The sequence below is a fragment of the Streptomyces chartreusis genome (assembly GCF_008704715.1).
GTDB lineage: Bacteria > Actinomycetota > Actinomycetes > Streptomycetales > Streptomycetaceae > Streptomyces > Streptomyces chartreusis.
The window spans coordinates 6,173,612-6,185,731 of sequence record NZ_CP023689.1 but is presented as its reverse complement, the minus strand read 5'-3'; the positions used below and the strand labels follow the sequence as shown (position 1 = coordinate 6,185,731).

At 70.4% G+C, this 12,120-nt stretch carries 12 protein-coding genes and 2 tRNA genes; 8 read left to right on the top strand and 6 right to left on the bottom strand.

Annotated elements, in window-relative coordinates; translation table 11 throughout:
- Position 1: 1 nt before the first annotated feature.
- A complete protein-coding gene (locus CP983_RS27210; protein ID WP_150502386.1) occupies positions 2-1,402 on the top strand; it encodes an amidase in 1,401 nt (466 codons plus the stop codon).
- On the opposite strand, the gene CP983_RS27205 is transcribed toward CP983_RS27210, so the two are convergent.
- Positions 1,383-1,877 (bottom strand): DUF3830 family protein, encoded by a 495-nt coding sequence (locus CP983_RS27205; protein WP_150502384.1) that lies wholly within the window; start codon positions 1,875-1,877, stop codon positions 1,383-1,385. The two genes, CP983_RS27210 and CP983_RS27205, sit on opposite strands and share 20 nt — an antisense overlap.
- 47 nt (positions 1,878-1,924) lie before the next feature.
- Here CP983_RS27205 and ehuB point away from each other — a divergent pair, with 47 nt between their 5' ends.
- The 6 genes from ehuB (at position 1,925) to CP983_RS27175 (ending at position 6,086) form a co-directional block, all read left to right on the top strand.
- Positions 1,925-2,830, top strand: a complete 906-nt coding sequence (gene ehuB / locus CP983_RS27200) for an ectoine/hydroxyectoine ABC transporter substrate-binding protein EhuB (protein WP_163016920.1) — start codon at positions 1,925-1,927, stop codon at positions 2,828-2,830.
- Positions 2,827-3,546 (top strand): ectoine/hydroxyectoine ABC transporter permease subunit EhuC, encoded by a 720-nt coding sequence (gene ehuC / locus CP983_RS27195; RefSeq protein ID WP_107905591.1) that lies wholly within the window; start codon positions 2,827-2,829, stop codon positions 3,544-3,546. The genes ehuB and ehuC overlap by 4 nt, the downstream gene beginning before the upstream one ends.
- Complete coding sequence (ehuD, locus tag CP983_RS27190) at positions 3,543-4,193, top strand: ectoine/hydroxyectoine ABC transporter permease subunit EhuD (protein ID WP_107905592.1); 651 nt, start codon at positions 3,543-3,545, stop codon at positions 4,191-4,193. Before ehuC ends, ehuD begins: the two co-directional genes overlap by 4 nt.
- Positions 4,183-4,974, top strand: coding sequence for an ectoine/hydroxyectoine ABC transporter ATP-binding protein EhuA (gene ehuA, locus CP983_RS27185; protein WP_107905593.1), 792 nt, complete (start codon positions 4,183-4,185; stop codon positions 4,972-4,974). Before ehuD ends, ehuA begins: the two co-directional genes overlap by 11 nt.
- A 173-nt stretch (positions 4,975-5,147) precedes the next feature.
- On the top strand, positions 5,148-5,912 hold the full coding sequence (locus CP983_RS27180) for an IclR family transcriptional regulator (protein WP_107905594.1): 765 nt from the start codon (positions 5,148-5,150) through the stop codon (positions 5,910-5,912).
- 100 nt (positions 5,913-6,012) lie between these two features.
- Positions 6,013-6,086 (top strand) — tRNA-Lys (locus CP983_RS27175).
- Here the strand turns inward: CP983_RS27175 and CP983_RS27170 are convergent.
- The 5 genes from CP983_RS27170 to CP983_RS27150 all read right to left on the bottom strand — a co-directional run bounded on the left by CP983_RS27170 (position 6,052) and on the right by CP983_RS27150 (position 11,743).
- Entirely contained in the window at positions 6,052-7,722 is a 1,671-nt protein-coding gene (locus CP983_RS27170) for a long-chain-fatty-acid--CoA ligase (protein ID WP_150502382.1), read from the bottom strand. The genes CP983_RS27175 and CP983_RS27170 overlap by 35 nt on opposite strands.
- 57 nt (positions 7,723-7,779) lie before the next feature.
- Positions 7,780-8,247: a DUF3592 domain-containing protein gene (locus tag CP983_RS27165; RefSeq protein WP_150502380.1), complete on the bottom strand. Its 468-nt coding sequence runs from the start codon at positions 8,245-8,247 to the stop codon at positions 7,780-7,782.
- 91 nt (positions 8,248-8,338) lie between these two features.
- Positions 8,339-8,944: a lytic polysaccharide monooxygenase auxiliary activity family 9 protein gene (locus CP983_RS27160; protein ID WP_107905596.1), complete on the bottom strand. Its 606-nt coding sequence runs from the start codon at positions 8,942-8,944 to the stop codon at positions 8,339-8,341.
- A 130-nt stretch (positions 8,945-9,074) separates the two neighbouring features.
- Positions 9,075-10,205, bottom strand: coding sequence for an SPFH domain-containing protein (locus CP983_RS27155; protein ID WP_150502378.1), 1,131 nt, complete (start codon positions 10,203-10,205; stop codon positions 9,075-9,077).
- 95 nt (positions 10,206-10,300) lie between these two features.
- Positions 10,301-11,743: a peptidoglycan-binding protein gene (locus CP983_RS27150; RefSeq protein WP_150502376.1), complete on the bottom strand. Its 1,443-nt coding sequence runs from the start codon at positions 11,741-11,743 to the stop codon at positions 10,301-10,303.
- 182 nt (positions 11,744-11,925) lie between these two features.
- On the opposite strand from CP983_RS27150, the gene CP983_RS27145 reads away from it, so the two are divergent.
- Positions 11,926-11,999: transfer RNA gene (locus CP983_RS27145), tRNA-Lys, on the top strand.
- The last annotated feature ends 121 nt before the right edge of the window (positions 12,000-12,120 follow it).

Here is a 12,120-nt window from a genome sequence, read left to right as displayed (position 1 = left end):
CATGACGGATCTCACCGCACTGACCGCCGTACAACTCCTCGACGGCTACCGCAAGGGAGACTTCAGCCCCCTCGACGCCACCCGGGCCACGCTGGAGCGGGCCGAGCGGATCCAGCCGGAGGTCAACGCCTTCGTACGGCTCACCGCCGACGAGGCCCTCGCGCGGGCCGGCGAGTCGGCCGAGCGCTGGCGGCGCGGCGAGCCGGCCGGTCTGCTGGACGGCGTCCCGGTCACGGTGAAGGACATCCTGCTACTGCGCGGGTCGCCGACCCTGCGGGGCTCGAAGACCGTCGTGGACAAGGGCCACTGGCCGGAGGACGCCCCCTCGGTGGCCCGGCTGCGCGCGCACGGCGCGGTGTTCCTGGGGAAGACGACGACGCCCGAGTTCGGCTGGAAGGGCGTCACCGACTCACCGCTGTCCGGCGTGACCCGCAACCCCGTCGACCCGTCCCGCACCGCGGGCGGCTCCAGCGGCGGCGCGGCGGCGGCCGTGGCGCTCGGCGCGGGTCCCCTGGCGCTCGGCACGGACGGCGGCGGCAGCGTCCGTATCCCGGCGGCGTTCTGCGGCATCTTCGCCCTGAAACCTACGTACGGCCGGGTCCCGCTGTACCCCGCGAGCGCCTTCGGCACCCTGGCGCACGTCGGCCCGATGACCCGCGACGCGGCCGACGCGGCCCTGCTCCTGGACGTCATCGGCGCGCCCGACTCCCGCGACTGGTCGGCGCTCCCGCCGGCCCCGGGCTCCTTCGCCGCGGCCCTGTCCGGCGGGGTGCGCGGTCTGCGCGTCGCCTACTCCCCGTCCCTGGGCGGTCAGGTGGCGGTGCGCCCGGCGGTCGCGGCGGCGGTACGGCGGGCGGTGGAGCGGCTGGCGGGGCTGGGGGCGTGGGTCGAGGAGACCGACCCGGACTTCACGGATCCGGTGGACGCCTTCCACGCCCTGTGGTTCACCGGGGCGGCCCGGGTGACCCAGCATCTGGGGCCTCATCAGCGGGAGTTGCTCGATCCGGGCCTCAGGGAGATCTGCGGCGTCGGTGCCCGGATGTCGGCGCTGGACTATCTGGCCGCGGTGGACGTCCGGATGGAACTGGGCCGCCGGATGGGCCGCTTCCACGACTCCTACGACCTCCTGCTCACCCCGACCCTCCCGATCACGGCCTTCGAGGCGGGCGCCGAGGTCCCCAAGGGGTCGGGGCACCGCCGGTGGACCGGCTGGACGCCGTTCACCTACCCCTTCAACCTGACCCAGCAGCCGGCGGCGACCGTCCCCGTCGGCACGGACGGGGACGGCCTGCCGATCGGCCTCCAGATCGTGGCCGCCCGCCATCGCGACGAACTCGTCCTGCGGGCGGCGCACGCGCTCTACGAGGCCGGCATCGCCCGGCTCACACCCTGCGGAAGCTGAGCGACTCGCCCAGGGCGCCCGACCGCCACAGGTCGTTGCAGCCCTGGGCCATCTCGTCGAGTCCCTCCACGACCTGGCCCCAGACGATGCCGGGCACCCAGCCCACGTCGCCGTTCAGCAGCAGGTTGTTGCGCTCGTAGAACAGGGCCAGGTCGACCACCGTCGTGCCGGCGCGGACCTCGCGGTCGTAGCCGTAGGACTTGGTGCCCAGCTCCGTACCGGCGAAGGCGAAATAGCATAGATCGCCCGGAATTGGGGTGACTGTGGGGTTTTCCAGCGGCGGCTCCGTTTCCGCGAAGGGCGGGAAGAGGGCGTAGATCTCGTTGCGGGCGTATTTGGCGTGATAGACGTCGCCGGTCAGGGGCAGGGCGTCCCAGACGGCCGCGCAGGTGAGCGGGGCGCGGTCGTCCAGGAGTTTGGCCGTGCAGTGGATCTCGCGCTTGACCAGTGACACCTCGATGAACCGATCAGTCATGCATTCCAGGGTGCATACATCGCATCGTCCCGGGTAGCCGCGCCGCCATGGCTCCACCTAATGGGAACGACAGAGACACACCTGGGACCACGCGCCGGTCGCTGCTCGCGGGGGTGGCGGCGCTCGGTGCGCTGGGGGCCGCCGGCTGCTCGCGGGTGGCCACGGCATCGACCGAGGACGGCGGCGACCTGCTCGACCGGCTCAGGGCGGCGGGCGTCGTACGCCTCGGAATCGCGGGAGAGATCCCCTTCGGCTACATCGACAAGAACGGAGACCTGACCGGCGAGGCACCGGAACTGGCCAAGGTCATCTTCAAACGGCTGGGCGTCGACAAGGTGCAGCCCGTGCCGACCGAGTTCGGATCGCTGATCCCGGGTCTGAACTCCCAGCAGTTCGACGTGGTGGCCGCGGGGATGTACGTCAACCCCGAGCGCTGTGAGCAGGTCATATTCTCCGACCCGGACTACCAGATGCTCGACTCCTTCATCGTGCGCAAGGGCAACCCCAAGGGCCTGCACGACTACAAGGACGTCGTCGAGAAGAAGGCCAGGTTCGCCACCGGGACCGGCTACGCCGAGATCCAGTACGCCGTCGAGGCGGGGTACGAGGAGGGCGACATCCTGATCGTGCCGGACCAGGTCGCGGGGCTGAACGCCGTCGAGGCGGGGCGCGTGGACGTCTTCGCCGGTACGGCGCTGACCACCCGTGAGGTCGTCAAGAAGTCGGCCAAGGCGGAGTCCACCAAGGCCTTCGCGCCCCTTGTCGAGGGCGAACCGCACGTCGACGGCGGCGCGTTCGCGTTCCGGCCGACCGAGACGAAGCTCCGGGACGCCTTCAACGTCGAGCTGGCCAAGCTCAAGAAGAGCGGCGAACTGCTGCGCATCCTGAAGCCGTTCGGCTTCACGGAGAACGAGATGACGGATCTGACCGCGAAGGAGCTCTGCGGCGGATGACCTCAGGACTCTGGGAACTCGTACTCAAGGGGATCTGGACCACCGTCCAGCTCCTCGTCCTCAGCGCGCTGCTGGCCGCCGCGGTGTCTTTCGTGGTCGGTGTCGCACGGACCCACCGGCTGTGGGTCGTGCGCTTCCTCGCGGGCTTCTACACCGAGGTGTTCCGCGGGACCTCCGCGCTCGTGATGATCTTCTGGGTGTTCTTCGTGCTGCCCCCGGCCTTCGGCTGGCAGCTGGTGCCCCTGTGGGCGGGCACGCTGGCCCTCGGCCTGACGTACGGCGCCTACGGCTCGGAGATCGTGCGCGGTGCGCTGGGCGCCGTCGACCCGGCGCAGAAGGAGGGCGGAATCGCGCTCAGCTTCACGCCCTGGCAGCGGATGCGTCTGGTCCTGCTGCCGCAGGCGGTGCCGGAGATGATCCCGCCGTTCTCCAACCTGCTGATCGAACTGCTCAAGGGCACCGCCCTGGTGTCGATCATGGGCATGGGCGACCTGGCCTTCAGCGGCAACCTGGTGCGCCTCGCGCTCCAGGAGAGCGCGGAGATCTACACGTACATCCTGCTCATCTACTTCGTGATCGCCTTCCTCCTCACCCGCGTGATGCGTGGGCTGGAGAAGAAGCTCAAGGCAGGGGTCGGGAAGGCCCCGGCGAGCGGCGTGACCGCCGATGAGTTCAAGCGCGCGCAGACCACCGGCGTCGGAGGTGCGGTGTCATGAAGTGGGACTGGAACGCCGTGAGCGACTTCATGCCGTACTTCTGGGACGGTCTGCTGGTCACCCTCCAGGCCCTCGTCCTGGGTTCGCTGATCTCGTTCGCCCTGGGCCTGGTGTGGGCCCTGCTGATGCGGACGCCGACGCGCTGGGTGCGCTGGCCGGTGGGAGTGGTCACCGAGTTCATCCGCAACACCCCTCTGCTGGTGCAGCTGTTCTTCCTGTTCTACGTGCTGCCCGAGTGGGGCCTGACCTTCTCGGCGCTGACCACCGGCGTCTTCGCGATCGGCCTGCACTACTCGACGTACACGATGCAGGTCTACCGCGCCGGCATCGAGGCGGTGCCCGTCGGCCAGTGGGAGGCCGCGACGGCACTGAACCTGCCGATGACCAGGACGTGGCGGATGGTGATCCTGCCGCAGGCGATCCGCCGCGTGGTGCCGGCGCTCGGCAATTACGTGATCTCGATGCTCAAGGACACGCCGCTGCTGATGGCGATCACCGTCCTCGACATGCTCGGCCGGGCGCGGCTGTTCTCCCAGGAGAACTTCCAGTTCACCGAGCCCCTCACCGTGATCGGCGTGGCCTTCATCCTCATCTCCTACCTGGCCTCCCTCCTCCTGCGAGCCCTGGAGCGACGTCTTGTCCACTGACATCCAGCACAACCCTGAGAAGAACCCGGCCGAGAACCGCTCCAACGGCGAACTGATCCGTCTCGAGCAGGTCACCAAGCGGTTCGGCGACAACACCGTCCTCGACAACCTCGACTTCTCGGTCCAGGCCGGCAAGCACGTCACGCTGATCGGACCGTCCGGATCGGGCAAGACCACGATCCTGCGGCTGCTGATGACGCTGACCAAGCCGGACGAGGGCCGGATCACGGTGGACGGGCAGCAGCTGTTCCCCGCTCCCGAGAAGCAGATCCGCGAGGTCCGCAAGAAGATCGGGATGGTGTTCCAGCAGTTCAACCTGTTCCCGAACATGACCGTGCTGCGCAACATCACCGAGGCGCCGGTCACCGTGCTCGGCATGTCGAAGGACGAGGCCGAGGCGCGCGCCCGTGAGCTGCTGGACATGGTGGGCCTCGCCGACAAGTGCGACGCCCGTCCGACCCAGCTGTCCGGCGGCCAGCAGCAGCGGGTGGCGATAGCGCGGGCGCTGGCGATGCGTCCGCAGGTGCTGCTGCTCGACGAGGTGACGTCGGCGCTGGACCCGGAGCTGGTCGCGGGCGTTCTGGACCTGCTGCGGGACATCGCGCGCACCACCGACATCACGATGCTCTGTGTGACCCACGAGATGAATTTCGCCCGGGACATCTCGGACCAGGTCCTGATGTTCGACTCCGGCCGGGTCATCGAGTCCGGCACCCCGGAGAAGATCTTCAACGACCCCGAGAACGACCGGACACGGGAGTTCCTCAGCGCTGTGCTGTGACTCTTCGCGGGGCCCTTGACTGCGGCATATGCCAGGGTGCTACCACCGCAGTTGAGGGCGTCGCGATCTCGTCAACAACCGCTCACTACAAGCCTCTTGCCCGTTATCGTGGAGGGGACTGACTCACTCGAACCGGGCCCGATGAGAAGCGACGTGCGACCGCAGGGGGAACCGTGGCGCTCCAGCACGAGTCGACGACGCCGTACCACTCGGTCCAGGACGCCCTGCGCGTCCTGGAGACCGTGGCGCGGCACAGCACCGGAGTCACCGAGGCCGAGCTCGCCCGGCACACCGGTATAGGCCCGGAGCGCCTGACCGGCCTCCTGCGGATGCTGCGCCGCGAGGGCTATGTCGAGCAGATCGCCGACGGGGCGTACGTCACGGGCGACGCCCTGGCCCGCCTCGGTTCCGCCCAGGGCCGTGAGCAGGCCCTGCGGGACAACCTCCAGCACACCCTGGACCGGCTGCGGGACTCCGTCGGTGCCGCCGTGTACATCAGCCGGTACATCGACGGAGAGGTCAAGATCGACCAGTTCGCGGCCGGTCCGGCCACCCCCGTGGTCAACGAGTGGGTCGACTTCCGCTTCTCCGCCCACGCCACCGCGATCGGCAAGAGCCTGCTGGGGCAGCTCGACCACAACGGCCGGCGCGACCACCTCTCGCGGCACAAGATGGCCCGCCTCACCTCGCGCACGATCACCAACGACCGGGTGCTGCTCTCCCGCCTGGAGTCGCAGCCGCCGACGGTCCCCCACCTCGACCTCCAGGAGTACGCGGTGGGCACGGTGTGCGCGGCCGTCCCGATCACGGCCGGCTCCTCGGTGGGCTGCCTCGCCCTGTCGCTCCCGGTGGAGCACGCGCACCGGCTGCGCCAGGCGGCGGACGCCCTGAACCGCAGCGCCGCGCCGGTGCTGCTGTCGCTGGCGATCCAGTCCTGACCGGCGCGCTCCGCAGTGGTCCGGAGCACCCCTGCGGACCAGGTAGTATTTTCTTCGTCGCCGCCGCGAAAGGCACAAAATCGCGGTCGGCACGGGTCATGCGCCGCTAGCTCAGTTGGTTAGAGCAGCTGACTCTTAATCAGCGGGTCCGGGGTTCGAGTCCCTGGCGGCGCACAGACGAAGGGCCTCTCGTGGGAGCGAGGGGCCCTTCGACGTATGTCAGGGTGTCCGTCTCCGTGAGCCTGCGGTAGGTCCGCTCGCCCGGTGGCCGCCACCACACCGGATCGGCGCAGCGCGGCCCCTCCCGTCTGAGGCCGGCCCGGTGGATCTTGTTCGTGGCGGTCACCGGCATCCGCTCCACGACCCGCACGAACCGGGGCGCCATCTTCGTCCCCAGGTCCGGCTGGGCCAGCAGGAACCCGGCGAAGGCGACCGGGTCGAACTCCCCGGCGATCGTCGCCATGACCTGGTCCCCGGTCACCGGATCCGGCACCGCGTACACGGCGACGGCGGACGCCCCCTCGTAGCGGGCGAGGATGTTCTCGATCATCGCGGCGGACAGGTTCTCCCCGTCGACCCGCAGCCGGTCGTCGCCGCGCCCCGCGAAGTACAGATAGCCGTCGGCGTCCCGGCAGAACAGGTCCCCGGTCCAGTACCAGCCCCCACGCCGCCGCTCGGCCTCCGCCTCGGGATTGCGCCAGTACCCCTCGAAGGGGTTCGACCCCTGGTTGACCAGCTCACCGATGGCCGCGTCCCCGTTGACCAGCCGCCCGCCCGCGTCGAAGACCGCCGGCGGACACTCCTTGCGGGTCTCCGGATCCAGTACGACGAGACCGGGCCCCGCCCGCCCGACGGCCCCCGGCGGCGTTCCCGGCGACCACTGCACGGCGGCCCCACCCTCGGAGGAGCCGTACCCCTCCACCAGCCGTACCCCGAACCGGCGCTCGAAGGCGGCGGCGTCCACGGCGCCCGCCTCCGTGCCGAAGCCGAGCCGCAGCGGGTTGTCCCGGTCGTCGGGCCGCGGCTCGGTGGCGAGGACGTACTGGACGGCCCGGCCCACATAGGTGAAGTACGTCGCCCGGTAGCGCCGGACGTCCGCGAGGAAGTTCGACGCCGAGAACCGGCGGCGCAGCGCCACGCCCGCGCCGGCCGCGAGGGCGGGCGCCCAGTCGGCGATGACCGCGTTGCCGTGGAACATCGGCATGCAGATGTAGTGCACGTCGTCGGGCCGCACCCGGAACTGCTCCGCCAGGGAGTACCCCGCCGCGGCCAGCCGCCCCTGGCTGCAGATCGCGGCCTTGGGGGCGCCGGTCGAGCCGGAGGTGAAGTACAGCAGGAGCCGGTCGCGCGGGTCGGCGCGGGAGGGGTCTGGCCGGGCGTCGGCGTACGGGGCGAGCAGGGCGTCGTACTCCGGCGTCCCCGTCAGCAGCAGACGCACTCCCGGCAGTTCGATGCCGTCGAGCAGCGGCAGCCGGGACCGCTCGGTGACCAGGACCCGGCACTCGGTGTGCCGGATGTCGCGGGCGAGTTCGGGGCCCCGGCGGGTGGGGTTGATCCCGGCGACCGCGGCACCGGCGAGGGCCGCCGCACCCAGCCACATCGGGTACTCCGGGGTGTTGTCGAGGAGCACTCCGATGTGCGGCTCGGCGCCGGGCGGCAGCAGCTCGGCCAGCAGCGCCGCACGAGCGGCGGCACCGGCGGCCACCTCGTGCCGGGTGAGCGTCCGCTCCTCGAACCACAGCCCCGGCCGGTGGTCGCCCCACCCTGCCGCCACCAGCTCCGCGACCGTGCGTGCCGTAGTGGACTCCATGGAGGCGCACGGTAGTTGACACACCGTCAGATATGGAGGGCCAGGAGCGTGCGAGGGTCAGAAGCCGCCCATCGCGTCCATGCCCGAGGACATGTCCGTGTAGGTGGCCATGAAGCCGACGCAGAACAGCACGACCACCCCGAGGAAGGTGAGGACGCCGACGGTGGCCGCCGCCTGCCTGCCGTGGCTCGGTCGGTGCGCCGTGGCCACCACCCGCGGCCCGTCGGCGTAGTGGACGGTCACGAAGTCGCCCTCGAGGGTCGTCCCCGGGCCGTCCTCCTCCTCGAAGCGGACGAGCCGGCCGTCATGGGTGACGAACTCGTACACGTGGTGCAGCGTGGTGTACACGCGGCTGTCCCCGCCGCCGCCGTGACTGGTCGCGTACATCCGCAGACAGCGCGCCTGCGCGGTGAGCCCGCTGTTCCAGGCACTGCGCATCTGGGACGAGCGGTACACCACCCGGTACGCCATGAACAGGGCCACGGCCATGATCAGGCCGGGCACGGCGTAAAAGATCACGTCCATCGCACATCCCCCGAGGTCGATGCGCCGACCCCGATCGGCCGGCGTGGGAGGAACCTACCCACGCCGGCCTGGGCACTGACTCAAGAGAACCTCAGAACGTCACGTCCGAGCACGCGTAGAACGCGTTGCTCGTGTCGGCGATCGTCCACACCGCGAGGATGACGTGACGACCGCTCAGCCCGGACGGCAGGGTGCCGGTGTGGGAGAGCGTGGACGGCGGCCGCTGCCCGTTGTACGGGACCGTGAAGAACGGCGTGAGGTTGAGGTCCGAGCGGGAGAGGTTGTGGTTCTGGTTCCAGCCCGGCTTGGTGATGTAGTACTTGAAGTCGGTCGTGGCGTGCATCGCGGTGAACTGCCAGCGGAAGGTGTAGCTCTGACCGCCGTTCACCTTGGTTGCGGGCCACGCACCGCCGGACGGCGTCTTGGACGCGCTGAGCTGGGAGAACTGACCCAGTCCTGCGTTGCAGAGCTGTCCGTCGGCCGGGCCGGAGCCCGGGAAGCCCTTCGGCCCCTCGACGCTCTGCGGCTCCCACTGGATGGAGCCGCAGTTGGTCACGGTGCCGTTCTGGCAGAGCTTCTGCCGACTGATGGGGAGATCGGTGTAGCCATGACTGCTGGCGCCACCGGTGGAGAGCACGAGGGCCCCGGCCGTGCTGAGCCCGAGTGCGGCTGCGTACAACTTGGCCTTTCTGCGCATGCTGCTGCTCCTGGGAACGTGGGGGAAGTTCGGCGAGCTTGCAGGTCTAGACCAAGTCTCAGATTATTGCTGACTGTTGAACATGTCCATACCAATAGAGGGAGATGTTCGAGGGGCCGTCGCGGGGCCGTCAGATCGTTGTCTCGCCCCGTCCCGCGCAGAACGCCACCGTCAAGTCCTTGACCAGCGCCTTGCGTTCGTAGTCGTCCAGCTCGACCAGGCCCCGCACGGTCAGCCGCGTCACCGTGTCCTCGACCGAGTCGACGACCGAGTCGACCATGGTGGCCCGGTCCTGCGCGTCCAGCGCGGCGACCCGGCGACGGTGCATGGCGGCGGCGACCTCGGGCGCGTACTCCACCCGCACCGGCCGCACCGAGAACACCTCCAGGCCGACCGCGTCCGCGTCCCGCACCACCAGGCGGGTCAGTGACTCGCCGGTCGCCTCGACCGAGCCCCGCGGGCCGCCCGGCATCTCCACCGGCACCCGGGCCAGCGCCGCCTCGACGCCCTCGCGCAGATACGACTCGTGGTCCTCCACCCCGAGCAGCGCCCGCGCGGTGTCCTTCACCCGCCACACCACCTGGACGACCACCCGCACCGCGACCCCGTTGCCGTCGGCCGCCGGCAACGGCTCGCTGCGCCAGTGCCGCAGCCGTACGTCGACCCGGCGGCGCAGCAGCAGCGGGTTGACCCACATCAGGCCGGTGCGCCGGACCGTCCCCCGGTAGCGTCCGAACAGCCCGAGCACCCAGGCCCGTCCGGTCGACCCACGGGCCAGCCCGCCGAATCCGAGCAGCCCCAGCGCCCCGGCTCCCGCGTATGCCGCCCACTGCGCCGGACCCAGCTCCGCCCCCGCCGACACCGGCAGCCCCAGCGCTTGCACCGCCGACGGCGGCAGCACCCCGGCCCACCACGAGGCGGCGAGGCACCCGGCCGCTCCGCAGGCCCCGGCGAGCACGCCCGCGGCTCCGGGCAGCACCCGCGCGGGCCGCTCCACCAGTTCGGGGTCGACCTGTGGTTCGGGACGCGGCTTCGGCTGGACCGGGCGGCGCAGCCGCGGCTGCTCGCCCGTGCCCTGCCGGCGGGCGACGACCGTCGGTCTGAGCGGCACGGACACCGGGCCCGCCTCGTCACGGAACAGCAGATGGACGGGGATCTCGGTGGTCACCTCGTTCTGGATCAGCCGTGCGGGCCGGGCCGGCACCTCGGCCGGCCCGGCGAACCCCTCGGGCTCGGGCGTGTGAGAAGTGGTCGTGGTCATGCGTTGCCTCCAGCCTCCGCGCCAGATGCGTCACAGGAAGGTCGTGCGGCCGTGGTCGTACGGCCTTGGTTGTCGAGCGCGTGCGTGCTGGGCCGCTACGCGAACAGCCGCCGCCAGGTCTCCGGCCCCGGATAGCCGTCCGCCGCGCCGCCGCGCCAGCCCTGGGTGCGCTGGAACGCCTCGACCGCACGCCGGTCCGACTGGCCCCAGCGCGGGCCCGGTCCGGTCTTGTAGTGCTTGCCGAACCCCTTCTTCACGAGCTGCTTGCCGAGCTGGGTCACGTACTGGTTGTCGGCGCCCGGCCGGAACAGCGCCCGCCCCGGATAGCCGGGCACCCCGTGCGACGCCGACTGCTCGGGCGGCGGGGCCGCGGTGGCGGCGGCCGGGATGTCCTTGCCCTTGCCCGTCACCAGCAGCTTCCATGTGCCCGGCCCCGGCAGGCCGTCCGCGTCCTGGCCCCGCCAGCCCTGCGCGAGCTGGAAGGCCTGGGTGGCCCTGCGGTCGGCGTCCGACCAGCGAGGGCCCGGGCCGGTGGTGTAGTGGTGGCCGGCGCCGCGCTCGACGAGGAGGCGGCCCAGCCGGGTGACGTGCTTGTTGTTGGCACCGGGACCGAAGTGGGCCCGCCCCGGGTACGGCGCCGGGCTCTTCTGACTCGCGGACTTGGCGGTGTCCGGCTCGGCGGCACCCTGCTGCCCGGCCTCCGTCTTCGTACCGGCCTCGGTCTTCGTACCGGCCTCGGACTTCGTGCCGGTCTCCGTCTTGGTGCCGGCCTGCTGCTCGGTGTCCGGTTTCTTGCCCGCCGAGGTGCCGCTCGTGAGGCCCTTGTACCGGTAGGCCACGTAGCGGTCGGAGTGGTTCCAGTAGGCGTACGGGGTGGACTGGCGCCGGGCGTGCGGCGGAGCCGACTCGTAGGCGATGTAGTTGGTGTGCGTGTAGTCCGTCCAGCCGCCGAAAATGACTACGTGCGAGCCTTTCTGGGGGTCCGCGGGATTATGGAACAGCAACATGTCACCGGGCTGGAGTTCCTCCTTGGAGATACGGACGCCGTACTGGCCGAGGCTTCCGGTCCATTCGTTTCCGGTGAGACTCCAGGCCATCGAGACGAACCCCGAGCAGTCCTGCCGGTATCCGTCGGACCAGTACCTGGACATGCTGTACGGCACCTTCGCGGTGACCCATTTCTTGGCCCGTTTGATGATCTCCGCGCGGGTGGTCGGAGGCGTCTTGACCGGGCCGGCGGGCTGGGCCGGCTTCCCGCCGGGACCGTGCAGCGGGGCCTTGCCTCCCTGGGGCGTACTGGGCTCTTCATCTGCAGGAACGGCCGGGCGGTCGACGGTGTGGGGGGCGGCGAGAGCGGGGGCCGTGTGGCCGACGACGAGAGTGGTGGAGGCGGCTGCGGCGAGAATCAGGGCTCGGTGGGCGGTGTGGTGCCGACCAGGTGTGGAATGCGGCAGGACGCGTCTCCAGTGAACGCATCCGGGGCAGTCGCAGTCACCCCCCGGATCGATTTCCTCGAATACCGGAGTCCGAGCCTCCATGCGATTCCCCTCACACTCCAGTCGGAAATGTCCGCGGCTGTACACCCCGTCAGTTTCTCAACGGTCTTCCGCACTCGCATGTTGACGGTCCGAATGGTTTACAGCCCCCGGAAGCACCGCGCCGCCCCGCCGCCATGGTCGGATCCACCCCCGCAGGTCATGTAGAGTTCACGGGTCAGCAGGCGCCGCTAGCTCAGTTGGTTAGAGCAGCTGACTCTTAATCAGCGGGTCCGGGGTTCGAGTCCCTGGCGGCGCACCGACAGTGAAGGCCCCTCGCAGCTGCGGGGGGCTTCCGCTTTTGACGTAGGTCACGCGGAGGCGGCTGGGGGTCCGGGGGTTATCCCCCGGGAGATGCAGCATCAGCGGGTCCGGGGTTC